Origin of the sequence: Chryseobacterium sp. MMS23-Vi53 (genome assembly GCF_047651245.1) — a bacterium.
In the GTDB taxonomy this organism is placed as follows: Bacteria; Bacteroidota; Bacteroidia; order Flavobacteriales; family Weeksellaceae; genus Chryseobacterium.
Genome location: NZ_CP180265.1, coordinates 1,321,530 through 1,346,167, shown reverse-complemented (window position 1 = coordinate 1,346,167; position 24,638 = coordinate 1,321,530). Strand labels below are relative to the sequence as shown.

Annotated in this window: 28 protein-coding genes; 19 read left to right on the top strand and 9 right to left on the bottom strand. The window is 33.1% G+C overall.

The genetic code is table 11. The annotated features are described in order from the left end of the window. Nucleotides 1-243: 243 nt before the first annotated feature. The 3 genes from ACKX2A_RS05945 to ACKX2A_RS05935 all read right to left on the bottom strand — a co-directional run bounded on the left by ACKX2A_RS05945 (nt 244) and on the right by ACKX2A_RS05935 (nt 3,698). Nucleotides 244-936 (bottom strand): hypothetical protein, encoded by a 693-nt coding sequence (locus ACKX2A_RS05945; RefSeq protein ID WP_415328310.1) that lies wholly within the window; start codon nt 934-936, stop codon nt 244-246. A 116-nt stretch (nt 937-1,052) separates the two neighbouring features. After that, nucleotides 1,053-1,289, bottom strand: a complete 237-nt coding sequence (locus tag ACKX2A_RS05940; protein ID WP_415328309.1) for a YcxB family protein — start codon at nt 1,287-1,289, stop codon at nt 1,053-1,055. A gap of 261 nt (nt 1,290-1,550) precedes the next feature. Further along, nucleotides 1,551-3,698 carry an endonuclease MutS2 gene (locus ACKX2A_RS05935; RefSeq protein WP_415328308.1) on the bottom strand — a complete coding sequence of 716 codons (2,148 nt, stop codon included), beginning with the start codon at nt 3,696-3,698 and terminating at the stop codon, nt 1,551-1,553. 287 nt (nt 3,699-3,985) lie between these two features. On the opposite strand from ACKX2A_RS05935, the gene ACKX2A_RS05930 reads away from it, so the two are divergent. The 3 genes from ACKX2A_RS05930 to ACKX2A_RS05920 are packed head-to-tail and all read left to right on the top strand — an operon-like array spanning nt 3,986 to nt 5,862. Then, on the top strand, nt 3,986-4,489 hold the full coding sequence (locus ACKX2A_RS05930) for a GNAT family N-acetyltransferase (RefSeq protein WP_415328306.1): 504 nt from the start codon (nt 3,986-3,988) through the stop codon (nt 4,487-4,489). Nucleotides 4,490-4,537: 48 nt separating this feature from the next. Further along, on the top strand, nt 4,538-5,209 hold the full coding sequence (locus tag ACKX2A_RS05925; protein ID WP_415328304.1) for a hypothetical protein: 672 nt from the start codon (nt 4,538-4,540) through the stop codon (nt 5,207-5,209). A gap of 11 nt (nt 5,210-5,220) precedes the next feature. Then, on the top strand, nt 5,221-5,862 hold the full coding sequence (locus ACKX2A_RS05920; protein WP_415328303.1) for a uracil-DNA glycosylase: 642 nt from the start codon (nt 5,221-5,223) through the stop codon (nt 5,860-5,862). Here the strand turns inward: ACKX2A_RS05920 and ACKX2A_RS05915 are convergent. The 3 genes from ACKX2A_RS05915 to ACKX2A_RS05905 all read right to left on the bottom strand — a co-directional run bounded on the left by ACKX2A_RS05915 (nt 5,849) and on the right by ACKX2A_RS05905 (nt 8,114). Then, nucleotides 5,849-6,346 carry a hypothetical protein gene (locus ACKX2A_RS05915; protein WP_415328301.1) on the bottom strand — a complete coding sequence of 166 codons (498 nt, stop codon included), beginning with the start codon at nt 6,344-6,346 and terminating at the stop codon, nt 5,849-5,851. The genes ACKX2A_RS05920 and ACKX2A_RS05915 overlap by 14 nt on opposite strands. A gap of 10 nt (nt 6,347-6,356) precedes the next feature. After that, nucleotides 6,357-6,854, bottom strand: a complete 498-nt coding sequence (locus tag ACKX2A_RS05910) for a DUF456 domain-containing protein (RefSeq protein ID WP_415328299.1) — start codon at nt 6,852-6,854, stop codon at nt 6,357-6,359. Nucleotides 6,855-6,929: 75 nt separating this feature from the next. Then, nucleotides 6,930-8,114 carry a carboxypeptidase-like regulatory domain-containing protein gene (locus tag ACKX2A_RS05905; RefSeq protein WP_415328297.1) on the bottom strand — a complete coding sequence of 395 codons (1,185 nt, stop codon included), beginning with the start codon at nt 8,112-8,114 and terminating at the stop codon, nt 6,930-6,932. Between the two features lie 275 nt (nt 8,115-8,389). On the opposite strand from ACKX2A_RS05905, the gene ACKX2A_RS05900 reads away from it, so the two are divergent. The 11 genes from ACKX2A_RS05900 (at nt 8,390) to ACKX2A_RS05850 (ending at nt 18,667) form a co-directional block, all read left to right on the top strand. Then, nucleotides 8,390-9,655, top strand: coding sequence for a mechanosensitive ion channel family protein (locus tag ACKX2A_RS05900; protein ID WP_415328296.1), 1,266 nt, complete (start codon nt 8,390-8,392; stop codon nt 9,653-9,655). A gap of 151 nt (nt 9,656-9,806) precedes the next feature. After that, nucleotides 9,807-10,526: a pyridoxine 5'-phosphate synthase gene (locus ACKX2A_RS05895; protein ID WP_415328295.1), complete on the top strand. Its 720-nt coding sequence runs from the start codon at nt 9,807-9,809 to the stop codon at nt 10,524-10,526. 99 nt (nt 10,527-10,625) lie between these two features. Further along, on the top strand, nt 10,626-11,405 hold the full coding sequence (locus tag ACKX2A_RS05890) for an alpha/beta fold hydrolase (protein ID WP_415328293.1): 780 nt from the start codon (nt 10,626-10,628) through the stop codon (nt 11,403-11,405). Nucleotides 11,406-11,519: 114 nt separating this feature from the next. Then, on the top strand, nt 11,520-11,762 hold the full coding sequence (locus ACKX2A_RS05885; protein WP_415328292.1) for a microviridin/marinostatin family tricyclic proteinase inhibitor: 243 nt from the start codon (nt 11,520-11,522) through the stop codon (nt 11,760-11,762). Nucleotides 11,763-11,790: 28 nt separating this feature from the next. After that, entirely contained in the window at nt 11,791-12,012 is a 222-nt protein-coding gene (locus ACKX2A_RS05880) for a microviridin/marinostatin family tricyclic proteinase inhibitor (RefSeq protein ID WP_344832229.1), read from the top strand. Between the two features lie 91 nt (nt 12,013-12,103). Next, nucleotides 12,104-13,060, top strand: coding sequence for an MvdC/MvdD family ATP grasp protein (locus tag ACKX2A_RS05875; RefSeq protein ID WP_415328289.1), 957 nt, complete (start codon nt 12,104-12,106; stop codon nt 13,058-13,060). After that, entirely contained in the window at nt 13,053-14,057 is a 1,005-nt protein-coding gene (locus ACKX2A_RS05870; protein WP_415328287.1) for an MvdD family ATP-grasp ribosomal peptide maturase, read from the top strand. Before ACKX2A_RS05875 ends, ACKX2A_RS05870 begins: the two co-directional genes overlap by 8 nt. A 299-nt stretch (nt 14,058-14,356) precedes the next feature. Continuing rightward, on the top strand, nt 14,357-15,370 hold the full coding sequence (locus ACKX2A_RS05865) for an NAD-dependent epimerase/dehydratase family protein (protein WP_415328285.1): 1,014 nt from the start codon (nt 14,357-14,359) through the stop codon (nt 15,368-15,370). Further along, entirely contained in the window at nt 15,367-17,136 is a 1,770-nt protein-coding gene (locus ACKX2A_RS05860) for an AMP-dependent synthetase/ligase (protein ID WP_415328283.1), read from the top strand. The genes ACKX2A_RS05865 and ACKX2A_RS05860 overlap by 4 nt, the downstream gene beginning before the upstream one ends. Nucleotides 17,137-17,211: 75 nt before the next feature. After that, nucleotides 17,212-18,270, top strand: coding sequence for a diphosphomevalonate/mevalonate 3,5-bisphosphate decarboxylase family protein (locus tag ACKX2A_RS05855; protein ID WP_415328281.1), 1,059 nt, complete (start codon nt 17,212-17,214; stop codon nt 18,268-18,270). Nucleotides 18,271-18,400: 130 nt separating this feature from the next. Then, nucleotides 18,401-18,667, top strand: coding sequence for a GIY-YIG nuclease family protein (locus tag ACKX2A_RS05850; RefSeq protein WP_415328280.1), 267 nt, complete (start codon nt 18,401-18,403; stop codon nt 18,665-18,667). Between the two features lie 124 nt (nt 18,668-18,791). On the opposite strand, the gene ACKX2A_RS05845 is transcribed toward ACKX2A_RS05850, so the two are convergent. Beyond that, the gene (locus tag ACKX2A_RS05845) at nt 18,792-19,874 is read right to left on the bottom strand and encodes an endonuclease/exonuclease/phosphatase family protein (protein WP_415328278.1); all 1,083 of its coding nucleotides are present in this window, start codon (nt 19,872-19,874) and stop codon (nt 18,792-18,794) included. A 138-nt stretch (nt 19,875-20,012) separates the two neighbouring features. On the opposite strand from ACKX2A_RS05845, the gene ACKX2A_RS05840 reads away from it, so the two are divergent. The 4 genes from ACKX2A_RS05840 to bla are packed head-to-tail and all read left to right on the top strand — an operon-like array spanning nt 20,013 to nt 22,649. After that, nucleotides 20,013-20,456, top strand: a complete 444-nt coding sequence (locus tag ACKX2A_RS05840) for a nuclear transport factor 2 family protein (RefSeq protein ID WP_415328276.1) — start codon at nt 20,013-20,015, stop codon at nt 20,454-20,456. Then, the gene (locus ACKX2A_RS05835; RefSeq protein ID WP_415328274.1) at nt 20,456-21,388 is read left to right on the top strand and encodes a hypothetical protein; all 933 of its coding nucleotides are present in this window, start codon (nt 20,456-20,458) and stop codon (nt 21,386-21,388) included. The genes ACKX2A_RS05840 and ACKX2A_RS05835 overlap by 1 nt, the downstream gene beginning before the upstream one ends. Before the next feature lies 1 nt (nt 21,389). Continuing rightward, nucleotides 21,390-21,767, top strand: coding sequence for a VOC family protein (locus tag ACKX2A_RS05830; RefSeq protein ID WP_415328273.1), 378 nt, complete (start codon nt 21,390-21,392; stop codon nt 21,765-21,767). A gap of 24 nt (nt 21,768-21,791) precedes the next feature. After that, the gene (gene bla, locus ACKX2A_RS05825) at nt 21,792-22,649 is read left to right on the top strand and encodes a subclass B3 metallo-beta-lactamase (RefSeq protein ID WP_415329417.1); all 858 of its coding nucleotides are present in this window, start codon (nt 21,792-21,794) and stop codon (nt 22,647-22,649) included. 2 nt (nt 22,650-22,651) lie between these two features. Here bla and ACKX2A_RS05820 read toward each other — a convergent pair whose 3' ends face one another. Next, nucleotides 22,652-23,035: a DUF1634 domain-containing protein gene (locus ACKX2A_RS05820; protein ID WP_415328272.1), complete on the bottom strand. Its 384-nt coding sequence runs from the start codon at nt 23,033-23,035 to the stop codon at nt 22,652-22,654. Then, nucleotides 23,035-23,865, bottom strand: a complete 831-nt coding sequence (locus ACKX2A_RS05815) for a sulfite exporter TauE/SafE family protein (protein ID WP_415328271.1) — start codon at nt 23,863-23,865, stop codon at nt 23,035-23,037. The genes ACKX2A_RS05820 and ACKX2A_RS05815 overlap by 1 nt, the downstream gene beginning before the upstream one ends. A gap of 85 nt (nt 23,866-23,950) precedes the next feature. On the opposite strand from ACKX2A_RS05815, the gene ACKX2A_RS05810 reads away from it, so the two are divergent. Then, on the top strand, nt 23,951-24,499 hold the full coding sequence (locus tag ACKX2A_RS05810) for a DUF1543 domain-containing protein (protein ID WP_415328270.1): 549 nt from the start codon (nt 23,951-23,953) through the stop codon (nt 24,497-24,499). Nucleotides 24,500-24,638: the final 139 nt, after the last annotated feature.

Genomic DNA, 24,638 nt, shown 5'->3' with positions numbered 1-24,638 from the left:
GAAAATCGCAAAGACTCAAAGTTTATTTATATTATTCCGTTTTTAAGACACAAGAAAATCAAAGATTTTCGAAAATTAAGACGTGGGAAATTTTATCGAAGATAAAATCCTTGTGCCCTAAAAGAATATATTTTTTTATTGTCTTTGCGCCTTTGTGATTTTCCAACAATTTTAAAATAAATTCAACAAAAAAAGAGTGTTCAAAACAAATGAACACTCTTTTTATATTATTAATTATAATTTTTAAGATTCAGGATTCTTTCTGGGAGAACCGTAAATCGTTTCCGGGCTATTCTTTAAATAATAAGAAAAAACTCCAAAAAAGGCTAAAATTAAAAGGTAAATAATTCCACAAACATAAAACGCTGTTCCGAATCCATAACTGATGGAAATATCGCTTCCCATACCCATTCCAAGATTATTGCTTCCCAAACCTTCCATTTGGGATTGAAAGCTCCAATAGAAAATAAGAAGAGAGGCAAGACCTGCAATTGAAAAAATAATATGGAAAATATATTTCTTTCTTACACTTTTAATTAATTGAATTACAATTCCTGCAACCGCCATTAAAAATGTAACGATAATCAATGGATTTGGTGGGATGTTTTCCTTTTCTTTTTTAGTAGGTGTAGATTCTTTAGAAGATTCCGTTAGTGGAGAATATTCATTGTCTGTATTTGATTTGGTTTCATCGCTTTCATCCTGTCCAAGACTTTCTCCAAATGCAGAACCGAAAGGCGAACTTTTTTTCATGGTTTCCTTCATTCTGTCGCTCATGGCTTTTTTGGAAACTCCGGTTACCAGATCTGTTCCTTTAATAGACATCAATGTTGTATCTCCACATTTTATCAAAAAAAATGGAAAGAAAAAACACAGGATAATTACCGTATAACTTGGTATTGGAAGAAGATCTGATAATACTTTTAGTGGCTTCATAAATTATTGTTTTCGGTAAAAATAGAAAAAAATATCAGATTTCAAAGTCTTTGAGGAATGTTAAAAAAGAAAAGAGAGCCATAATGACTCTCTTCTTGTATTTCGATTTTTCTTAATTAATCGTTTCTCAGTTTAGCTTTTACATTATTAGTTTTAATAATATTTCTAAGCTCCGAAATCTGGTATTTCGTAAAATATTTCTTCGGAACCATATTCATGACTTGAGCGCTTTGATAAATCAAAAACCATTCTTTGTTTTCCTTTACTTTATGAACGGTTTTCCATGTAAAATCTCCTTCAAATGTTTCGCCTTTTGTATAAATATTTTCATCTGTAAAAGTATAGGAAATCATTTCCTATATTTGCTTATTTGAGTGGAAAATATTTTTTAAGCGGAAATAGGAACGAACAACAATAAAAACAAATGCGAAAATAAGCCACATTGTTGCATATTCTAAAACATCTCTTTCATTGCTTTCTTCCATGAAAAACTTTATTACAAAAAGAGCTAAAGCTAATAATGGAAAAACAAGAATCCTTGACAATGAATTTTTTAAATTAAAAATCAAAAAATCCTTAAAAGTGATATGAGTTTTTACCGTTATCATTTTACATTAAATTCTTTCCAGTTCATCTGCATCAATCGTCGTTTTGAACGTTCCGTAATTCACAATCACCTTGTTTCTCGAGATCTTTTCAATTGTTCCGACACTTGTACTTCCCGAAATTCTTACACGTTGCCCGATTTTCATCCAAAGAGCTCGGTCGGTTTTGCGTTTTTCCTCCAGTTTTTCGTTGGTTTCCGTGATTTTTTCGATGACTTCTTCTTTCTTCAATTGTTGCGTGATTTTTCTTTTTACAACCTGAAGTCGTTTAGATTCATCCTTATCTGCTCCGATTTTTCTGAACTTTTCCTGTTCCAAAATTTTCACAAAATCTTTCACCACATCTTTTCTCGATTTTCCTTTTACGTAACTGTCGATAAAAGATTCGATTTTCGTTCCGAATTGAAGTTTACGATGTTCTTCCTCATACAATTTCTGAAAATTGAATAACTTTTGCTGAAGCTGTTCATTCAGTTTTTGCAGATTATCGCGCTTGTCTTCAACGGATTCTTTTCTTTCGGCAAGATCAGTTTTAAGCTTTTCAACTTCGTATTTTTCCTGTTGAAGTTTTACAATCGTTTTATCTAAATTCACGATATCATGTTCCACTTTTTTCTTCGCAGAATGAATGATAAATCTCGGAATTTTATTCTTCTCTGCGACCTCAAAAGTAAATGAACTTCCTGCTTGTCCGACTTCTAACTTGTACATTGGCTCCAGCGTTTCTTCATTAAACAACATTGCTGCATTCTGAGCATTAGGAAGTTGTTCTACCGCCAGTTTAATATTGGTGTAGTGGGTTGTAATGATGGCAAAACTCTTTTTATCGTAGAAAAACTCAAAGAAACTTTCTGCCAAAGCGCCACCCAATTCAGGATCGGAACCTGTACCAAATTCGTCAATCAACAACAAGGTTTCAGAATCTGCCTCACGAATGATTCCGCCCATTTTCTTTAATCTTGATGAATAGGTCGAAAGATGATTTTCAATAGATTGATTATCACCAATATCGGTCATTATTTTATCAAAGAAAAACATTTCAGATTTCGGATGAACCGGAACTAAAACGCCACTCTGAATCATCAATTGAAGCAACCCAACAGTTTTCAAAGTAATGGATTTTCCACCTGCGTTTGGACCCGAAATACATATGATTCTGTTGTGTTCCGTTAAAGCCAGTGTCTGGGAGAAAATCGTTTTGTTTTCCGCTTTATTTCTCAGCCACAATAATGGATGAAAGGCTTCTCTTAGTTTTAATGTTTTATGACGATTAATTTTCGGTAAAACTCCGTTGATGAGTTCTGCAAATTTGGCTTTCGCTCTCGTTAAATCAAGGTCGAAAATATACATTTGATATCTCCAAAGCTGAGGTTGGAATTCTGCCAGTTCTGCGGTTAATTTTCGTAAAATCTTGTCAATTTCCTTTTTTTCTTCCTCTTCACTTTCCTTTAATTTAAAATAATGCTTTACAACGCTGTCGGGCTGCATGTAAGTAATGGAACCTGTTTTTGAAAGTCCTAAAACTCTTCCTGCCACTCTTTTTTTATACGCAGATTTTACAGCTAAAACCCTTTGATCATCAATAATTGTTTCGCGAATATCATCCAGAAAATCACTTTGCCCATAATTGAACAAAGCGCGGTTGAAATTTTCCTGAATCGCTTTTCTTGCCAGTTGAATTTCGGCTCTCAATCCTTTTAAAATCGGGGAAGCTTCACTTTTTACCTCGCCAAAACGGTTGAAAACCTTATCTACTTTATCAATAATTTCTTTTTTGAATTCCAAAACAGAAACGTCTTGTATCAATGTAGGAAAGGTTTCGGGCATGGTTGGGAAAAACTTCTGCAGTTTTCCTATCTGTTCCGTGATGGTTTTGATTTTGATGAAAGCGCTGTTTTCAAGACGATAATTTTCGATCAGCATGAGTTTCAACTCACTTTCAATATCTTCATATTCATCAAACGGAATCGCATTTGAACTTTCAAAACTCGATAAATATTCGGAAGTTTTTTTCAAAGAAAGTTCTGCCTCGTCTATTTCCATCGGACGAAGTTGAAGAATTTTTTCTCTTGTTTTCGGAGAATACGCAAAAGGAGAAATTTCCGCGAGCAATTGCGGAAACTCTAATTCGTTTAAATCTTCTTTATTTATATACACACTGCAAATTTAGTGAGAAAATGTGAATTTTACTTTGGAAATGAGTTTGTTTGAATTTTATTTAACCACAAAATGCACAAAAGATTTTAACAAGTTAATTATTTTAAGTTAAATTTTTACCACATAGTTTGTCATCCCGTAGGGATCCAAGCATAGTATTGGAAAAAAGAATGGACAGATTCGTGCCTAGATCCCTACGGGATGACAAACTGTATGGTAATTGATCCTAATCAGAAAAATAAAAAAACTATTTTATCTCATGGTTTAGTTTTTACTAAATTTGAGATATGAAACTAGAAACCCCAAGATTAATTTTAAAAGAAATCAACGAAAGCCACGTCGACGATATTCTGAAAATTCGTAGTAATGCAGTTATCAATCAATATGTGCAGAGAAAATCTCCGAAAAATAATTATGACGCGCTTCAGTTTATTTTAACTATTAAAGAAAGAACTAAGGATAATCAATCTTTTTATTGGGGAATTTCGCTTAAAAATCAATCGAATTTAATTGGAACAATTTGCCTGTATAATTTTTCTGAGGATAGAACTGTTGCAGAAGTTGGTTACGAATTATTACCAGATTATCACAGGCAAGGAATCATGTCAGAAGCTTTGACTGCAGTTGTAAATTTTGGTTTTAATGAATTACATTTGCATGAAATGGTTGCAATGACCAATAAGTTTAATGAAAACTCGAAAAGTCTTCTTTTGAAATATGATTTTGTTTTGGAAGAGGGGAGAGAAGATGAAGGTTTTCCGGATAATTTGGTTTTTAGTTTGAAGAAGTAACGTCTCATTTGTCATTTAGACGAAAGGAGAATTCTAAATAAATAGAGAATGGGATTAGATTATTCTATTATAACTTTTGTAAGAAAAGAAAAAATTGAAGATTCATTAAATTGGCTTAATCAAAATTCTATCGGAGATGATAGGATTACTTTGAGATTAGATAATGAAAAATATGTTGATTTTTTAGGACATTATTTCAATGAGAAGTCTCAAAAAATTGAAAATGAGAAAATATTTTATGATATCGATGATTTAGATTTTTCAACGTCACTAATTTTTGATATTGATCCTGAAATTTTTCTAAGTTTTTACAATCCTTATTCTGGCTCTCCTATTGAAGATTTTAAAAAACATTTTGAAGATTGGTATTTAGGGAATGGCAAAATATCAATTGGATCTTTTGATTCGACTATTAATAAGCATAAGGATTTTGATGTTTATACGTTTTCTTTTACAGCAGTTACAACAAGTATGAGTGTGATGTTACACGAATCACTAAGTGTTAAAAATTGGATACATGAATTTTCAAAAGTCTCAGATTCTATAGTTACTTTTATTGATTTGGAATCTTCAGGGGATAAAATACTTTATTATAAAGGAGAAAAAGTAGAAATTCTAGTTAAAGATGAAAAACGTAATATTAAACTGGAGGATTTAGAGAATTTGGAAGAAAACCATCTTTATGAATATTATAAATTAACTGAATTTTATTATCAATAAATAATTAAAAAATGACCTGGACAGAAATACTATCCCCCATAAAAAATACCCCATACTTTACCAGCCTTTGGGAAAAAGTAAAACAAGAATACGCAACCACAAAAGTTTTTCCACCGAAAAATCAGATTTTCAGAGCATTGGAAATTACGCCTTTCGAAGATGTTGAGGTGGTAATTATCGGGCAAGATCCCTATCATAATGATTACCAAGCGAATGGTTTGTGTTTTTCTGTTTCGGAACAGGTTGCAGCACCGCCATCTCTTAAAAATATTTTTATTGAATTAAAAGACGATTTAGGAATTGAAAGAACTTCTAAAGAGCTTGACGATTGGGGAAAACAGGGCGTTTTGTTATTAAATGCAACCTTAACGGTTCGCGCACATACGCCAAATTCTCATAAAGATTTGGGTTGGGAAAATTTTACAAATTATATCATTAAAGAAATTTCAGATAAAAAAGAGAATGTGGTTTTCGTATTGTGGGGCGCTTTTGCACAAAAAAAAGCCGAACTTATTGATCCGGCTAAACATTTTATTTTAAAATCTGCACATCCTTCACCGTTTTCTGTGTATAGAGGATTTTTTGGGAGCAAACCTTTTTCAAAAATTAATGAATATCTTGTTTCAAAAGGGAAGAAGCCTATTTCTTGGTAGAATCTTCACCTCCTTTTTTAATGGTAATTCCGATTTTGTATTTTCCATTTAAAGCTTTTGCACCTTCTTCCGCTCCGGGATAAGGCTGAACATCGGCTAAAGAAATCGTATATCCATTGAATTGTGCAGATTGGTTGTAATTTCTGCCTTTATTATCCAAACTTGCAAGATTCAAAGTCATTGGTCGGGTTGCAGCTCCCATTACTTCAACCTGTACCACGGCAACTCCTGCCCAAATGCAATTTACATCTTTTGGGCAACGGCTGTCTTCGGAAACCCCTTTGAAAGTCACGTTCATTTGGTATTCTTTCAGGAATTTATTTTCACCTTCGTTCAGGTAAATAATTTCGCCGTCTTTATTGGTAATTTTAGTAACTCCAGTTTTATCAACGTTCACTTTTGTTGAGGTTTTGGTTTCTTTTTGAGCATTACAGTTCGTTAAAAACAATAATCCTAAACTTAATACAATAATTTTATGTAGCATGATTTTCTTTTTAAATAATATTCAGCATATCTAAACTTACTACCAAAAACATTGCCACAGCCACCACAAAACTGAATCCTGTTCCGTAAATAAATCCTATAAAAGCTCCTTTTGTAGATTTTAAAGCCTTGTTCATATCTTTACTGTCATGTAGAAGTTCGCCTACAAAAACTCCGGCAAACATTCCGATCAGAAAACCTAATGGAATGGGTAAAAACATTCCGATAATCATTCCGATTACAGATCCGATGCTTCCCCAACGTGTTCCTCCGTATTTTTGATTTGTTTTTGCCGGAATAACATAGCTTAAAACTATAGAAATTACCGTTAAAATTCCAAAAGCCCAAATGTAAATCATCGAAAGATCTGCATCTGTCCCGAATTTATAGATCAGTAAACCACAAATACTCAGTAACAACCCGGGTAAAATAGGTAAAAATGTTCCTAAAATTCCTAAGAATAATAAAACCAGACAAAAGATGTTGATTAATGCTGTATCTATGTTCATTGCTAAAATTTATATATGCAAGATAAAAAAAAGTGGCCTTAAAAAAGCCACCTTTCAGTCTAAGTTAAAAATTTATTATAAGTTTAAGATTACATATTGAAGAATTACACCGGCGTTCCCAATGTTTCCTGAAGCATGATTGTGGAAAGTTGTATAATAAATATATCCACTCGTTGAAGATCCAGAACAAGATCCTACTGTTGCGCCCAAAGCCACCAAATACGGAACCAATATCTGCGGAACAGAAATACTGATCTGGATATTTCCCGGAAGCGTAATACAAACCGTTACAAATGTTGTGTTTGTCCCGATCGGAGTAGTAGGAGTACCTGTTGCTGTAAAATGATTGGTTCTAATCATTAAAGCGTCACTCGTTGAAGTTTCTTTAACTAAAACTTCCCAATAAGCAGGATCATAATTAATTATTTTTTGCCATGCACCTAAATCATAATTAATATTAAGTGTATTGAAACCCAAAGCTGTCGTTAGTCCCGCATTATTTACCGTAGCACCTACCATTCCTACATTTCCTATGTTTTTTGAACATAATTTTGTGTCAGGAACAAATCCTCCTGCAAGCGAACAATTATTGGTATTGCTCGTTCCGCCTACTAAATAGGCAACGTCCCAATCGGAAGCGTAAATACTTCCCCCATTCGCAACGAATGTTGCTAAATTCGCATCAATAGCCGTGTAAAGCGCAGGATTTGAAGAGTAATTATTTCTTGAACCACAGTTTAGAAAAATAATGTCATACTGTGCAATAGTCGTTAGATTAGCAAGATCATTATTAGTGATTTCGGTAGCAGTATAGCCTAAAGTCGTTATAATATCTTCAATTTTATCATACGTTCCTTTTACATAAGCAATTTTTGCAACCTGATTTAGTTTAGTCTGGCTTACATCGAGATTTAGAGTTTCGTTGTCTTTTACATTTGCAGAAATTTCAGTACGGAAGTTGGTACCATTACCTGTTTGAATGTAAATTGTGTGATTTCCTTCCGGAGCATCCAATGTGAATTTTCCTTCTGCATCAGAAGTGGTGTAATAGATTTTGTATTTGTCGTCAAAAGTGAAAACCGAAGCTCCGCCAATAGGTGTGGTTCCGTTTTGGGACATTACTTTTCCGGTTAGTTTTCCAGTTTTTACAGCCGCTGCCGTTGTGCTTGCAGTTGTTGTGGTTAAGGAATCGTCGCCTCCCGAACAATTCGTTAAAAGTGTGAACACACACAGTAAAATAAATAAGTAGTGTTTTCTCATATCTGATTGATTTTGATTTGTTTAGTTTTAATCAAATTTAGAAAATAATTAAATATAAAATCATAAAAGCGGTATTTATTTTAATATAATTAATTGATTTTTTTAAATTGTTAGTGAAATTTTCATTTATTGATCGGGCTTTGTGAAGCTTTGATAATTTCTTAAATTAAACGTTGAATATTTTATTAAATACCAAACTCAAAATCAATTTGGGATGAAAATTGATAGAGAAGTTTTAATTAAAATCAACCTTAAATTTCCTAAATTTGCTGTAAATGAAAGACGAAATACAAGATACCAAGAATTTTGTTCAGGAACTGAGCGAAATACTTTATAACTATATATCGGGAATAGCTCCGTCCGGGACAGAATTTATTCTTCATATCGTTGTAAAGATCGGTTTGCTTATCGGAATATTTTTAATCATCGATTTTATTTTTAAGATTATTATTAACAGCGGTTCGCGCTTTTTTAGCAGTCAGGAAAAATATCCAATCCTGAATTCTATTAAAACATCTAAAGTCACGAATTCGGTTGCTCATTTTATTGCTTTAACGATCGTAGGCGGAATTCAGAATTACATTTTTACCAATCATATTCCAAGTACAACTTTTTTTATTGTAAGAATGGTAAATCTTGGATTGGTTCTCATTATTGCAGGAATGCTTTACCGATCATTAACAGGTTTCCGAAACTACTTCGTCATCAAGCAGGATTTTTACAATATCATGGCGCTGAATGCCATTTCAGAAACTGTAAAGATTCTGGGAATTTTCATCTTTTCAATTGTTGGTGTGTGTGTCATTTTTGGGATCAAAGGAACAACAATTGTAGGAAGTTTAGGGGCAATTACAGCTGTTTTGGTCTTGGTTTTCCGTGATACGATTTTAGGATTTGTAACAGGTATTCATGTTGCTACTTCAAAAAGTTTAAAGGTAGGAGACTGGGTGAGTATTCCGAAATACAGTATTGAAGGAAATATTGCAGACATCAGTCTTTTAACAACAAAAATTACCAATTTTGATAAAACTGTTTCTACAATTCCAACATATGATTTGTTGACAACGGAGATCAAAAATCTTCAGGTCATGTCAGAATCGAATACAAGAAGAATTAAAAAATCTATTTATTTTAATATTAATTCTTTTAAATTTTTGACGGAAGAAGATGTTGAAAGATTAAAGGAAGTTAACCTTATTTCAGAATATCTTGAAGGTAAAAGTATTGAATTAAGAAAGGAAAAAGAAAATCTGAAGCATAGCGATAAAATCATCAACGGAAGACAGTTGACGAATATTGGAGTATTTAGATATTATGCTCAAAGATATCTGGAAAACGATCCCGATGTCGATCAAAATGGAGCCATGATGGTTCGCCAGTTGGATATTACACCGCAAGGTTTGCCGTTGGAGGTGTATTGTTTCGCTAATGATTCGAAATGGGAGCATTTTGAGCAGATTCAAGCAGATATTTTTGACCATTTGTTGGTCGCTTCAAAGGAATTTGACTTGCAGGTGATGCAGATAAGCGTGAAAGTATAGTAAAAGAAATTAGAAGTTAGATATTAGAATTTAGTTTTTGAATCTGGCTTTTATAAAAGAATAAAATTAATAGAAATTGGAATTTGAAGTAAAATCTTACAAATCATTTAGACTAACTTTTAGAATCTAATTTCTAATATCTAAATAAGAAATGACAAAACTAAGTGTAAACATTAATAAGATTGCAACTATTAGAAATGCAAGAGGAGGGGAAACGCCAAGTGTAACAGAAGCTGCAATCAAGATTCAGGAGTTTGGTGGACAGGGAATTACGATCCATCCAAGACCTGATGAAAGACATATTACAAGAAAAGATGTTTATGATCTGAAACCATTGGTAACGACGGAATTTAATATCGAAGGAAATCCTCACAGATCGTTTATCGATATGGTTTTGGAAGTAAAACCAGAGCAGGTGACTTTAGTTCCCGATGCAGATGATGCAATTACTTCCAACGCGGGTTGGGACACCAAAAAGCATTTGGATTTTTTAACGGATATTATCGCTGAATTCAAAAATGCAGGAATTCGTACATCAATTTTCCTTGATCCGACTCCGGAACTGGTAGAATACGCTTCGAAAACTGGTACAGACAGAATTGAATTGTACACAGAAGCCTATGCAAAAAATTATACTATAAATAAAGAATTAGCATTAAAACCTTACTATGACACGGCAATCGTTGCGGCTGATTTTGGTTTGGGGGTAAATGCTGGTCATGATCTAAGTTTAGATAATTTAAAATATTTTGCCGACAATATCCCAAATTTATTAGAAGTTTCCATCGGTCATGCTTTGGTTTCTGAAGCATTGTATATGGGATTAGAAAATACTGTTCAGGCATATTTGAAGAGGCTGGCAAAATGGTAAAAATGCTGGAAGCCGAGTGACGGAAGCCGGAAGTTTAATAAATGCTGTTTTTAAACTTTCAGCTTACATCAGCCATCTTCCAACCAAAAATTAACACTTATGGAAATTTTAAATTCAAAAATATTTGGCGAAAATCTTTCGTCGACACCACTTTTGGTATTTCACGGATTGTTTGGAATGCTTGATAACTGGGGAACTTTTGGTAAAGATTTAGGAGAATTTTTGCCGGTTCATTTAATTGATTTGAGAAACCACGGAAGAAGTTTTCATTCCGAAGATATGTCTCACGACGATTTGGCGAACGATATTGCGAATTATATGAGTCATTACGGAATAGAGAAAGCTCATATTTTGGGACACTCTTTAGGCGGAAAAGCAGTGATGCAATTCGCTATCAATTATCCTGAAAAAGTTGAGAAACTGATCGTTGTCGATATTTCCCCAAAAGCATATCCTCCACATCATCAGGGAATTATCAAAGCTTTGGAAACGGTAGACTTCAATACTGTGACTTCAAGAAATGAAGTGGAAGCAGTTTTAAATCAATACATTCCTGAAAAATCTACGATTCAGTTTTTAACTAAAAACTTGTATTGGGATGATAATAAGAAGCTAAATTGGAGATTTAATTTAAAAACTTTATCCGAAAAATACAATGAATTTGTTTCTAACGCGATAAAATTTGGTGTTTTTGAAGGGGAAACATTATTCATTGCCGGAGAAAAATCAAATTACATACTTCCGCAGGACGAATTCTCGATTAAACAACAGTTTCCCAAAGCCAAAATTGTTACAGTAAAGAATGCAGGACATTGGGTTCAGGCAGAAAATCCCGTTGATTTTGCTATTATTGTTAAGCAATTTTTGAATTTAGGCTAAAATAATTCTGTTTTTCGTGATAATTTGTTAAAATTTTCTTAAAATTAAAATTTATTCTTCCGTGTGTGAATTTTTTTATACTTTAGAGACTCTAAATCACTAAAAATTAACACTATGGAAAACAAAAATTCTAAGAAGCCATTCTTTGCGTCTTTTTTGGAAAAACAAGTTCAGGATCCTGAAAAAGTTAAAGGTGGATCTGGTTCTATTACAACTGCCCTTGAAGATGCCGTGACGGATGCGCTTAAGGACGGTGTTACTTCCACACTTTTTGATGCACCTACAAAACCTCAGAACGATCAGGCGCAGACCATGAAGTATCCTTCTGATGGTGATGAGAATGGAGATGCCATCTAGAACATTTTTAACCAAATATTAAACAATCATGAAAAACAAAGATTCAAAAAAGAAGCCTTTTTTTGCTTCATTTTTAGAGAAACAACTTCAAGATCCTGAAAAAATTAAAGGAGGAACAGATGTTACAATTGCTACTCAAGATGGCGTGATCACTGCAAAAATTACAGATCAGCCAACTAAACCAACTTTGGATATGGTTCACACGATGAAATATCCTTCTGATGGTGATGATGATGTTCCAACTGTATAAAAATAATTTGTTATTTAAAGACAACAGATTAATATAGTAACATTCAAAAGGAAACTTACATTCTAAGTTTCCTTTTTTAATAAAACGGCAAATGATTCTTTGTATTACGCATTCCAAAGATTTTTACAACATCGATATCTTTTTTGAATATTTAAAAACGAAAAATATTCCTTATTTTAGGTTAAATTCAGATCGTTTGAACCATCTTCAGAAAATTAGCATTAATGAATTTTTTTTCGAATTAACAGACGAATTTGGAAATTATTTCAATTCTAAAAATATTCAGGCAGTTTGGCACAGAAAGTCTTGGAGGATAGATATTCCTGAAGAATTAGATCAAGATTATCAGAAAATTTTCCTGAAAGAATATTCAACACTTCGATACAATCTTTTTACCATTTTAGAGGATGTTCCGTGGATCAATCCTTTTGAAAATGAGAATAAAATTGATGGAAATAAAATGTTCCAGCTAAAGATTGCTCAAAAAAATAGTCTTCTCATTCCCAAAACGATTTTTTCCAATGATGAAGAGAAAATAACCACTTTTTTTCATGAGAACTGTAATGGAAAAATGGTGGCAAAACTTCATGGAGTAATTTCAAAATCGATGGGTGGTGAAGATCTTTTTTCCACAACGATAATTGATGAGGATTCTTTAGAACATATTTCTGATATCGCTTATTGTCCGATGATTTTTCAACCTTATATTGATAAAGAATATGAGTTGAGAATTCTCTATATGGATGGTGAATTTTTTACAGGAAAAATTAATAATAGCGAAAATGCTGACTGGAGGGTCGCTGACGGAAATTATTTCTGGTCTGAATATGATTTGCCTGAAAATATTAAGTTTAATTTAAATTCAATGATGAAAGAAATGGGATTGTACATTGGAGCAATTGACATGATCAAAAGCAAAGATGGAAACTACTATTTTCTTGAAGTTAATCCACAAGGAGAATGGGGGATGCTCCAAAAAGAATTAAATTTCCCAATTGCAGAAAGAATTGCCGACAACCTTATAAAAAGAATGAAAACCAATGAATAAAATATTAATAATCACACATACACAAGATAATTTTTCAATCGAAAAAGTAACAGAATATATTGATAAAAATGGATGCGAAGTTATTCGGTTTGATGTGGATGACTATCCGTTGAAAAATAAATTATCAACTACTTTCCAAAACGGAGAATGGGTCACAACTCTTGAAACTCCGGAAAAAAAACATCGTTTAGATGATATTGCAGCAGTTTGGTACAGAAGAGCTTACAATGTTGGAAATGGTTTGAGAGAAGAAATTGATCCTAAATTTTACGGTGCTGCAATGGGTGAGATCCGCAATACACTTTTTGGATTTTTGGAGTCGATTGATGTGTATTCATTAGGAAAACCAGGGATCTACAGAAGACTGGACAGCAAAGAAGAGCAGTTGAAAATTGCAGACAGGATAGGACTTAAAATTCCAGAATCTTGTATCACCAATAATCCAGAAGAGGCAAGAGAATTTATCGTGAAGCATAAAAACGTCATCGCAAAAATGCAGACAGGATTTGCTATTTATGAAGATGGTGTTGAAAGTGTGGTGTTTACAAATGTTATTAAAGAAGATAAGTTGGAAGAACTCGACACTCTTTTATATTGTCCAATGCAGTTTCAGAGAAAAATAGAGAAGAAAAAGGAGCTTCGTGTAACGATTGTGGGGCGCGATGTATACGCTTTCGAAATAGATTCTCAGCAATCGGATGCCGCAAAAATAGACTGGAGAAAAGACGGAGTAAATCTTATTGACAAATGGATTTCGACAGATTTACCTTTGGATGTTGAAGCAAAATTACTGGAACTTTTAGATGTGTACAACGTTGATTATGGAGCAATCGATATTATCGTTTCGCCTGAAGAAGAATATTATTTTATCGAAATAAATGCCGCCGGAGAATTTTTCTGGCTCGATAATTTAACGGAAGGAAATCTTATCTCAAAGAGCATCGCAGATATTTTATGTGATAAAGCTCCAAGAAGAAACAATATGGTTTGGGCGTAAATTTTAAATGAGAACTAAAGATTTTCAAAATTAATTTCAAAATACAATTCAATAGGAACGGGCTAATGCCCGTTTTTTTATATATCATTTGCTGAGTGAAACGTCTTTGCGAACGAAAAATATTTTCAAGCTTAATTAAAATCTTTTGCGATCTCTGCGTTTAATGAATTTTAAGCAAATTAATCTAAAACTTTTCCTGTTTTTATCATTTTAAAAATTGAATTCTGCTTTAAAAATCGCAAATTTGCATAACGTAGAATATTGTCATATTTTAGACAGCAATCAAGTAAAAGTAATTGATGGTTTTTGTAACGGGAGCTACCGGAATTTTGGGCAGAGTGATCGTTTTAGAACTCCTTAAAAAGGGGAAAAATGTTCGTGCAGCAAAAAGACCGACAAGTAATTTAAACGAAGTAAGGCATTCCTATAAATTTTATACGGAAAATCCCGACGATTTTTTCAATAAAATTGAATGGGTAGATGTGAATTTTGATTATATTAATTCTTTACAAAACGCTTTAAAAGGCGTTGAAGAAATATATCATTGTGCTGCAAAAGTAAGTTTTCATCCGAAAGATGAAAAAGAAATGTATCATACCAATATAAAAGGCACGGAAAATCTTTTGTACGCTTGTGAAGGTTCTGAAGTTAAAAAATTTCTTCACGTAAGCTCGATTGCCGTACTTGATAATTTTAATGAAAAAGGAGAATTGGATGAAGAATCTGATTTTAATCCCAAGTTAGAACATTCAGCATATGCTTTATCAAAACATCTTTCCGAGATGGAAGCTTGGAGGGCTTCTGCAGAAAATTTAAATGTTGTGATCATCAATCCGGGAATGATTATTGGAAGCGGAAATTGGGGAAATAGCAGTGGTGATATTTTTCCAACTTTTGAAAGAAATAGCTTTACATTTTCAGGTGGAACAAGCTATGTTGATGTAAGAGATGTTGCAAAAATATCTATTGAACTAATGGAGAAAAATATTTTCGGAGAGCGTTTTATTATCGTTTCTGAAAATAAAGGATATGCAGAATTGGGAAAACAAATCAGATCTAAATTAGGGTTAAAAGAAGCCAAAATTCTTTCAAAATTTCAATTAAATCTTGGAAGATGGGCAAACATTCTTTTCGGATGGTTTATTCCTAAACTAAGAATGATTACGAAAACTAATATTGAATCGATCTCTACACTCAATATTATTTCCAATCAGAAAATTAAAGAAAAACTTGATTATCAATTTATTCCTGTTTCAGAAAGTATTGATTTTCACTTGAATAATTATATGAACGATAAAAAGTTGAAGAAATGAATCTTGCAGAGGCAATTATCCAAAAGAATATAGAAAAACATCCTATAAAATCTGCTATTGGATTTAAAAAGAAAGATGCACCGTGGAAAGAACTGAGCTGGAAAAAATTCAGTGAAATTGTTTTTAAAACGGCAAATGCACTGAAAAATGCAGGAATTCAGGAAAATGATAAAGTTGCTATTTATGCAGACAATTCTTCTGAATGGATGATCTTTGATTTGGCAATATTAGCAATCGGAGCCATCACAGTTCCTATCTATTCGACCAATAATGCAGAACAGGCAGAGTATATCATCAACGATTCTGGTGCCAAACTTATTTTGGTAGGCGATCAGTCTCAATATGACGCTTGTTTAGAGCTGGTAAAAAAAGAAGATTGCACACTTAAAACGATCATAATTTCTAAAAAAGCGGTTTGGATCAAAAAAGAATTCAGCAGTTTTTATCTGGAAGATTTTATTGCCAAAACTTCTCCAAAAATTGAATTCTGCAAGAAAGAATATGAAGATATTGCCACTTTAATTTATACTTCCGGCACGACGGGAACACCAAAAGGAGTAATGTTGACACACGGAAATTTCATCAAAGCATTCGACGCTCACTTTGAATTTTTTAAGTTTAAAAATTTTGGAGAAGAGTTGTCATTGGCATTTTTGCCATTAACACACGTTTTCGAAAGAAGCTGGAGTTTACTATGTCTGTATGGTGGTGCAAGAGTTTATTTCTTGGAAGATCCAAAAAACATTGCAAAAGCTTTAGAAGAGGTAAAACCAACGATGATGTGTGCTGTGCCGAGGTTTTTCCAAAAAGTTTACGCAGGTGTTTTGGAAAAGGCCGATGAAGGTTCAATATTAAAGAAAAAAATCTTCAATTGGGCGTTGGAAACTGGTTGGCAAACAGCAGAATTAAAAAGAAATGAAAAGCCAATTTCATTGGGTTTAAAAATAAAAGAAACAATTGCAGACTCTTTGGTTTTCAGTAAAATCAAAGAAAGAATGGGTGGAAGATTGTGGTTTTTACCTTGTGGTGGTGCGTCGCTATCACCAGAAGTAACCAAGTTTTTCGAATCGGTCGGCATTCATGTTACGGTTGGGTACGGTTTAACAGAAACTACAGCGACATTAACTGCTTTTCCTCTTACTCATTTTGAGCATGGAACTTGCGGAAAACCTTTGCCGGGTGTAGAAATTCGCATCGGAGAAGGTGACGAAATTCAGGCTAAAGGAAACGGAATAATGAAAGGGTATTACAACAAACCTGAAGAAACGCAGAAAGTTTTTACAGGAGATGGATGGTTTAAAACCGGAGATGCTGGAAAACTCGATGATAAAGGAAACCTTACGATTACAGATCGATTGAAAGATTTGATGAAAACATCCAACGGAAAATATATTGCTCCTCAACAGATCGAAAATATTTTAACCAATAATAATTTTATTCAGCAAATTGTTCTGATTGCGGAAGGAAGGCAGTTTGTTTCTGCATTGGTTGTTCCGAACTTTGAATTTTTGCAGGATTATTTGAAAAAAAATAATATTAAGTTTACCAATTGGGAAGAAATCGTGAAAAACGAAAAGATAAACGATTTTTACAAAGAAAAAATTAAAGAATTACAAAGCCACTTATCCGATTTCGAGAAGGTGAAGAAATTTACACTGATGCCTGCTGAATTCGACATCAACACAGGCGAAATCACACCGACATTGAAGGTGAAGAGAAATGTGGTTTTGAAGAAATATTCAGATCTTATTGAGAAGATGTATTAATAAGGTTGAAGTTAAGTTTGAGTCTTTAAGGCGATTACAAAAGCATTAGGTGAAAACCTGATAAACATTAAAATTATGACAACAACACAAGAATTTTTAGGAAAAAAAGAATTTACGATAAATAATCAAACGGTTTCGGAAAGCTGCCCGTCAAATATTGCCTTGATCAAATATTGGGGCAAATATGACAATCAGATTCCTGCAAATCCGAGTATAAGTTTTACTTTAAATCATTGTAAAACCAATACAACAATGGAGTTTTTTGCCAATGAACCATTTTCTGTTCAGACTTATTTAGCTGGAAACGAAGAAGTAAAATTTGCTGAAAAAATCGAAAAATACTTTAAAAACATCGAACAGTATCTTCCGTGGATTTTGGAGGGAAAATACATTATCAGAACAGAAAATACATTTCCTCACAGTTCAGGAATTGCAAGTTCGGCTTCTGGTTTTGGAGCAATCGCAAAATGTCTGATGAAGTTAGACGAGATTTTTTCCGGAATTGATACGAAAGAAGAGTCACTAAGGAAAGCCTCTTTTTTAGCAAGATTAGGAAGCGGAAGCGCTTGTAGAAGTCTGTACAATGGATTGGTTGTTTGGGGACAATCTCAGGTTAAAGATAGTTCAGATCTTTTTGCTGTTCAATATCCAAACGATGAAATTCATGACATTTTTAAAGATTTTAATGATTGGGTTTTGTTGATTCATGAAGGTCAGAAAAGCGTTTCTTCAACGGTTGGTCATGGTCTAATGAATACGAATCCTTATGCAGACAGAAGGTTTCAGGAAGCAAGGGAAAATTTTGGTCCGATGAAGGAAATATTGGAGAGTGGAGATATGCAAAGATTCATCAAATTGGTTGAACACGAAGCATTAACTTTACACGCCATGATGATGATGAGCGATCCTGCGTTTATTTTAATGAAAACAGGAACTTTGGAAGTGATCAATAAAGTTTGGGATTTCAGAAGAGAAACTGGTTTGCATTTATTCTTTACATTGGATGCAGGTGCAAACGTTCATCTTTTATTCCCAAATGACGGTTCTGAAGAAAAAATTAAATCTTTTATTGAAGCTGAATTATTACAGCACACTCAGAATAATGGAGTGGTGAAGGATGTGATGAAGTTTTAAAATTTTGGACCAGATTCCTATGAAATAACAAACAATATATTTTATCTAATTTACGCGTCATGTTTGTCATTCCGTAGGAATCTAAGCGGTTTTAAGTTTCTTAATTTTTAAGATTAAATACACAACACAAATGATAGAGTTTTCAGAAGGAATTTATACGTTCTATGTATATATCCTTACAAACAAAAGAAAGACAGTTCTGTATACAGGAATAACAAACAATCTTCATAAACGGTTATTTCAACATTCAACGAAACAAAATAATGATAGTTTTACAGCAAAATACAATGTTGAATTTTTGATTTATTATGAAAAATTCGGTTGGATTCAACAAGCTATTGAACGTGAAAAAGAGATCAAAAATTTTCCTCGAAATAAAAAATTAGAACTGATTTGATCTGTGAATCCTAGTTTAGATTTTTGGAATGATTTATTTGAACAAAAAGTGTAAAATATTGTTGCTTAGATTCCTACGGAATGACAAATATTACAAATAATTTATTTCTGTAAAAAGCTGAAATTCAATCCTCAGTCACCACTGCATCACGCTCTCCATCCTCTTTCTTCCCTTCCTCGATCATTTCTTTGGCTTCGGCTTTTTCTTCCTGAGTTGCATAATCAATACGTTCTTCCTGTCCTTCATTTTCATGATCGATAAAAAATTCGCAGAATACTGGAAGATGATCAGAACCAAAATTTTCAAGCGTGTTTAAATTTTTAATAAAAATATTTTCGCTGTGAAACATTAGGTCAATGGGAAATCTCAGCAAACGATATTTGGCGTGAAAAGTAGATACAAAAGAATGCCCGATCCTCGGATCGATAAGATGACTTGTTTTTCTGAATAAAATGGATGATTTTGACCAAGCCACATTATTAAAATCACCCACAACAATAACAGGTTTTTTGATTTCCGTTACACGTTTTGCAGTACTCAACAAATCGCCATCCCTTTCCTTGGATGTTTCTTCTTCGGTCGGACTTGGCGGCGGTGGATGAACCCCGAAAAATACAAATGAAAATCCATCTTTTGTTTTCAAATGAGCTTCAATACTAGGAATATCATCGGCTACAAAATAATGAGTCTGTGAATTTTCTATTTTAATTTTTGAATAGAAATGCATCCCGTAAGTATTTTCCAGTGTCACTTTATGCTGATATGGATAATCTTTTTCTAAAGGTTGGAGTGCTTTTTCCCAGTCTCCATTACTTTCCATTGTAAGGAACATTTCCGGCTGATATTTTTCGATCAGTTGAATAAATCGATCATATTCTTTGTTAAATTGATAAACATTTGCAGAAATAAAATGAATTTTTTCAGATGATTGATGTTTTTGATTAAATTTTTTAACAGGATATAGCGGTGTATACTTCACAAGGGTAATGCTGTGATGAATAAACATTACCAGTAAAAGTCCCTGAAAATACCATAAATTTTCGTTCGGAGTATTCACAAAGCCTAAAGCAAGCGTGAAAAGTATGATGAAAGTAAGCTGTATTTTTCCAAATTCCGGAACACGGAAAATCCAGTGTGAATGCTGGATTTTTGGTAATATTGTTAGAATCAGTAATAAAACAGTCAGACTCAGATAAAATATCCACATATAAAATCAAATAAACGATAAATTTAATTCAATTTTATAAGTTTTCAAACGAATTTGCGTTTAAACTTTGTTAATGAATATTGAATTTAAATCTATTTTCCTTATTTTTATTAAATCAGGTGATTAAAAAATAATAACATGAATAAAATACTTGCTATCGCGCTGTTAATTGGTAGTTTTTGTTTTGGACAGCAGTCTCAGAATCAGGAAATTGAGAAACCAATTCGTAATTTATTTATAGCTATGAAAAATGCAGATCCGGAGTTGTTAAAATCAACCTTTTCGAATTCAGCGATTCTACAAACCATCACAAAAGATGGCGTGAAAAATGAAGATATCAAAGATTTTATAGCATCCATCTCAAAGTATTCCAAAGACGATCTGGATGAGAGAATTGTGATTGAAGCCCTTCACACAGACGGAAATCTGGCGAGTGTTTTTACACCCTATTCATTTTATTTTAAGGGAAAATTTTCTCATTGCGGAGCAAACAGTTTTCAGTTGGTGAAGCAAAACGGTGAGTGGAAAATTCAATATCTAATTGATACAAGAAGAAAAGAAAATTGTAAGGAAATCAAATAATGAGAAACAAAAACCTGATCTTAAATTACGTTTTTTTAAGCTGTTTAATCATTTTATTTTTAAACGATCACATCTTTAAATTTCAATATACAAGCTGGTTTACAGGAAAATTATCAGACGTTGTCGGAATTATTTTATTGCCGATGCTTTTGACGTATTTATTTCCAAAGCTGAAAGAAAATTCTGTTTTCGAAGCCGGACTATTTTTCGCTTTTTGGAAGTCTCCGTTTTCTGAAAGTTTCATCAAAATTTATAACGTAATTTCTCCAATTTCAATTCATAGAGTTGTTGATGAGTCGGATTTATTGGTTTTGTTGCTGTTGCCGATTCCTTATTTCTTGATTAAAAATATTCACGTTTTAGATCAATTTAGCTTAAAAAAAATTAATGTGTTTGCGGTATTGTTGCCGACGGTTTTTGTTTTGATGTCAACTTCACAAGCGAATGTCTACAGTTATTCTTCTGACACAGGAATATTAAGTTTTAGAGACGCAAGATTTGAAATAAAAAAAACTGGTCCCAATTTGTTAAAAGAGTTTGAAGATCAAAATGTTGCGTGGGTAAAAGATACAGTATACATTCTTGAATCTATGAGATTTCAAATAGCAAGAATGGGAAAAATTGATCAAAAAGCAATTAAAAATGGAGGTGATATTTTTAAAATCAATAACACTGAACTAAAAGAACATATTGAGAGAGAAATTTATTACAGTTCAGATTATAAAATTAAAGAAATTAAGATTGGAGATCGAATCATAAAAAATCTTCGATTCTCTATTCATCCTTCTTACATGAAAATGAGTCCTAAAAAATTTGTTCAAATTGAAGTTCGTGAAGTTCAGATTGATAAAAATTTAGATCAGGACAAAGTAGGAGACAGGCTCAGAGAGCTTTATCAAAGTATTATAGCAAGCAAGTTTAAACATTTTTAAAATGAAAATTCATCATATTGCCATTATCGGCTCAAGTTACGAAGTTTCAAAAAAATTCTATACAGAAATTTTGGGATTAAATATCATTCGCGAAGTGTATCGCGAAGAAAGACAATCGTACAAACTCGATCTCGCTATTGGAGATCATTATATCATTGAATTATTTTCTTTTCCGGATCCACCACCAAGACCTTCCAGACCAGAATCTTGTGGTTTAAGACATTTGGCTTTTTCGGTTGAAAATGTTAACGAAAAACGTGAAGAATTAATTCAAAAAGGATTAAACTGCGAAGAAATAAGAATAGACGAATTCACAGGAAAAGAGTTTTTCTTTACCCAAGATCCGGATCAGTTGCCGTTGGAGTTTTATGAAATGTAAAAATTAAAGAAATAAATTTTAATGATGAGAAAATATGCAGTAATTTTTGCACTTGCGATGGCAGGTCAGTTTCAAGCTCAGATTGTCAATGAACCCAAAAATCATTCTAAAACTTGGTCGCAACCTTATGAACCATTTAGAATTGCCGGAAATTTGTATTATGTTGGAACTCAGGATCTGGCTTCATACCTTATTGTGACGAAAAAAGGAAATATTCTGATCAATACCGGATTGGCAGATTCGCTTCCGATGATTAAAAATAATATTAGAAAACTAGGGTTTAAATATCAGGATATCAAAGTTTTATTACTTACTCAGGCGCATTATGATCATTTAGGTGCGATGGCTGCGATAAAAAAAGAAACCGGAGCAAAATTATATGTCGATTATGCAGATGCAGACGTTGTGAAAAGTGGCGGGAAATCCGATTACGAAATGGGAAAATATGGAGTTACATTTGCACCGATAAATCCGGATTATATTTTAAAAGATAAAGATTTTGTAACACTTGGAGATACAAAATTAATGATGCTTCATCATCCGGGACATACGAAAGGCTCCTGCAGTTTTTTGTTTGAAACAAAAGATAACAAAAGAAACTATAAAGTTCTGATTGCCAATATGCCGACAATTATTATTGATCATAAATTTTCTGATGTTGCCACTTATCCAAACATCGAAAAAGATTACGAATATACTTTAAATGAAATGAAAAAACTTGATTTCGATATTTGGGTCGCTTCTCACGGAAGTCAGTTTGGACTGCTTGAAAAACGTAAACCAAAAGATCAATATAATCCTAAAATTTTCATGAATAAAAAGAAATATATGGATGAACTTGATTCTTTGGAAAAAGCTTTTATTGAGAAAAAATCAGAATAAATTTAATGAGCGTAACCTGTAAAAAAGCTTACCGCCATAATCGCCAAAACAATTGAAGAAATGACTACGTAGATGTAGTCTTTTTCTTTTAAATACCCAATTAAAGCGAAAATAATTCTCATTAAAGGTGTAAAGATCAATAGCAAAATTCCCAATTGAATAATTGCCATTCCTTCCCCTTTGCAAAGGGAAGTCCAGAATTGTCCCCACACTTTTTCGGAAGACGTTCCCATGTCGAGAGAAGTATATTTTTTCGGCATTGTAAAACCTTCCATGAAGAGTTTAATAAAGCCAATCAAAGAAGTTACAACAGAAAGAATAACTCCCAGTCTCAATAAATTTCCTACGGAACGGTTCAGATCTACGTCTGTGAAATTTTTTCTCATTATCTGAAACTTTTATTGATACCATTATACATCATGTAAACCGATAAAATCGTGATTACAATCGCAAAAAATACCTTCAATTTTTTTGTCTTAGAAACCATCAAAGTTTTAGATCCGATGAAACTTCCAACCACAACTCCAATTAAAACAGGAGCTGCAATAACAGGAATAATTTCACCTCTTTGGAAATAAATCAAAGCACTTGCAACAGCCGTTACCCCAATCATAAAATTACTTGTCGTGGTCGAAACTTTGAACGGCAATTTCATCATATTATCCATCGCTAAAACTTTCAATGCGCCAGAACCAATTCCCAATAATCCGGACATTGCACCTGCAAACATCATCATCAAAAATCCAGGAACTGTATTTCTTGCCGAGTAATTTTTTAAAACACCTTTATCCGGAAATGTCCCATAGAGTTTTAATTTTTCCTCTAAACTTCCTTTAATTACCCCTTCCTGATGATCTGGTTTTCCTTTTAAATTTAAAATAACCGTTAAAAGAAGAATACTCGCGAAAATAATTCCGATTGTGTTTGGATTAAGCATTCCTGAAACCAAAGCTCCGATAATCGCACCGGATGTTGTGGCGATCTCCAAAAACATTCCGACTCTCATATTGGTAAAACCTTCTTTCACAAAAGCGACTGCCGCACCGGAAGAAGTTCCGATCACGGAGATCAAAGAAGCGCCGATGGCATAATGCATAGGAACGCCGAAACCCAGCGTCAATAAAGGGATAATGATAACTCCTCCTCCTAAACCGGTCAATGAACCTAATAGTCCTGCCGAAATTGCTCCAAGGAAGAGTATGATGATTTCTGACATGCTACAAATATAAAACTATTGCGTTAGTCTGCCAAACGTTTAAAAAAGATAAATTTAACGTATTTTTGCATAAACAAAATTTTAAATGAAATTATTTTATATCATCCTCGGCGCAACACCGAAGGGAAGGAATATTGAGCAGCATGATGTATTTTTCGGGATTGCGGAAAGTCTGAAAGATCTGGTTCCGGATATGAAAGAATTCTGGAAAGAAGCAGATGGGAAAATTCACCTAGATTGTTATCAGGAAGTGAAATTTGCCGATGGATATGAAGTGAAAATTGTTGAAAAAGGTGAAAAAAATTCAGAAGAGCAATTGTATTTTATTAATCTGGGAGGTTATAAAAGAGGATTTTTTGAAGAATTTCACGAGCAGCATTTGATGGTGGGAAATTCAATGGGAGATATTGTGAAAAAAGCAAAAGCAACCGAATTTTACAAAACGATGGGATTTGAAGGTGCAGTAAGTCACATTGATGATAAGCATGGTGTTGATATCGATGATATTTTTAATGTAAATGATATTCTGCCTGAAAAAATGAAAGAAAAATATTCAATTTCATTAATAAAATCTGATGCTGATAATCAGGAAAATGTGATGGGGTTGGGATATTTGAAAATTGATAAAATTTAATAAAATTTGTTTAAACTTTTTATTTTCACAGTTTGTCATTCCGTAGGAATCTAGGCAAAGTATTAGAAAATAAAATGGAAAGATTCTACGGAATGACAAACTCTGTAGATATTTTCCTAATGCTTCAATAGACGACAGC

What these genes read in the sequence shown, in the direction of transcription:
- ACKX2A_RS05945 (WP_415328310.1), bottom strand. Translation starts at nt 936, where the DNA reads ATGAAGCCACTAAAAGTATTATCAGATCTTCTTCCAATACCAAGTTAT.
- ACKX2A_RS05940 (WP_415328309.1), bottom strand. Translation starts at nt 1,289, where the DNA reads ATGATTTCCTATACTTTTACAGATGAAAATATTTATACAAAAGGCGAA.
- ACKX2A_RS05930 (WP_415328306.1), top strand. Translation starts at nt 3,986, where the DNA reads ATGAAACTAGAAACCCCAAGATTAATTTTAAAAGAAATCAACGAAAGC.
- ACKX2A_RS05925 (WP_415328304.1), top strand. Translation starts at nt 4,538, where the DNA reads ATGGGATTAGATTATTCTATTATAACTTTTGTAAGAAAAGAAAAAATT.
- ACKX2A_RS05920 (WP_415328303.1), top strand. Translation starts at nt 5,221, where the DNA reads ATGACCTGGACAGAAATACTATCCCCCATAAAAAATACCCCATACTTT.
- ACKX2A_RS05915 (WP_415328301.1), bottom strand. Translation starts at nt 6,346, where the DNA reads ATGCTACATAAAATTATTGTATTAAGTTTAGGATTATTGTTTTTAACG.
- ACKX2A_RS05910 (WP_415328299.1), bottom strand. Translation starts at nt 6,854, where the DNA reads ATGAACATAGATACAGCATTAATCAACATCTTTTGTCTGGTTTTATTA.
- ACKX2A_RS05905 (WP_415328297.1), bottom strand. Translation starts at nt 8,114, where the DNA reads ATGAGAAAACACTACTTATTTATTTTACTGTGTGTGTTCACACTTTTA.
- ACKX2A_RS05900 (WP_415328296.1), top strand. Translation starts at nt 8,390, where the DNA reads ATGAAAGACGAAATACAAGATACCAAGAATTTTGTTCAGGAACTGAGC.
- ACKX2A_RS05895 (WP_415328295.1), top strand. Translation starts at nt 9,807, where the DNA reads ATGACAAAACTAAGTGTAAACATTAATAAGATTGCAACTATTAGAAAT.
- ACKX2A_RS05890 (WP_415328293.1), top strand. Translation starts at nt 10,626, where the DNA reads ATGGAAATTTTAAATTCAAAAATATTTGGCGAAAATCTTTCGTCGACA.
- ACKX2A_RS05885 (WP_415328292.1), top strand. Translation starts at nt 11,520, where the DNA reads ATGGAAAACAAAAATTCTAAGAAGCCATTCTTTGCGTCTTTTTTGGAA.
- ACKX2A_RS05880 (WP_344832229.1), top strand. Translation starts at nt 11,791, where the DNA reads ATGAAAAACAAAGATTCAAAAAAGAAGCCTTTTTTTGCTTCATTTTTA.
- ACKX2A_RS05875 (WP_415328289.1), top strand. Translation starts at nt 12,104, where the DNA reads ATGATTCTTTGTATTACGCATTCCAAAGATTTTTACAACATCGATATC.
- ACKX2A_RS05870 (WP_415328287.1), top strand. Translation starts at nt 13,053, where the DNA reads ATGAATAAAATATTAATAATCACACATACACAAGATAATTTTTCAATC.
- ACKX2A_RS05865 (WP_415328285.1), top strand. Translation starts at nt 14,357, where the DNA reads ATGGTTTTTGTAACGGGAGCTACCGGAATTTTGGGCAGAGTGATCGTT.
- ACKX2A_RS05860 (WP_415328283.1), top strand. Translation starts at nt 15,367, where the DNA reads ATGAATCTTGCAGAGGCAATTATCCAAAAGAATATAGAAAAACATCCT.
- ACKX2A_RS05855 (WP_415328281.1), top strand. Translation starts at nt 17,212, where the DNA reads ATGACAACAACACAAGAATTTTTAGGAAAAAAAGAATTTACGATAAAT.
- ACKX2A_RS05850 (WP_415328280.1), top strand. Translation starts at nt 18,401, where the DNA reads ATGATAGAGTTTTCAGAAGGAATTTATACGTTCTATGTATATATCCTT.
- ACKX2A_RS05845 (WP_415328278.1), bottom strand. Translation starts at nt 19,874, where the DNA reads ATGTGGATATTTTATCTGAGTCTGACTGTTTTATTACTGATTCTAACA.
- ACKX2A_RS05840 (WP_415328276.1), top strand. Translation starts at nt 20,013, where the DNA reads ATGAATAAAATACTTGCTATCGCGCTGTTAATTGGTAGTTTTTGTTTT.
- ACKX2A_RS05835 (WP_415328274.1), top strand. Translation starts at nt 20,456, where the DNA reads ATGAGAAACAAAAACCTGATCTTAAATTACGTTTTTTTAAGCTGTTTA.
- ACKX2A_RS05830 (WP_415328273.1), top strand. Translation starts at nt 21,390, where the DNA reads ATGAAAATTCATCATATTGCCATTATCGGCTCAAGTTACGAAGTTTCA.
- bla (WP_415329417.1), top strand. Translation starts at nt 21,792, where the DNA reads ATGAGAAAATATGCAGTAATTTTTGCACTTGCGATGGCAGGTCAGTTT.
- ACKX2A_RS05820 (WP_415328272.1), bottom strand. Translation starts at nt 23,035, where the DNA reads ATGAGAAAAAATTTCACAGACGTAGATCTGAACCGTTCCGTAGGAAAT.
- ACKX2A_RS05815 (WP_415328271.1), bottom strand. Translation starts at nt 23,865, where the DNA reads ATGTCAGAAATCATCATACTCTTCCTTGGAGCAATTTCGGCAGGACTA.
- ACKX2A_RS05810 (WP_415328270.1), top strand. Translation starts at nt 23,951, where the DNA reads ATGAAATTATTTTATATCATCCTCGGCGCAACACCGAAGGGAAGGAAT.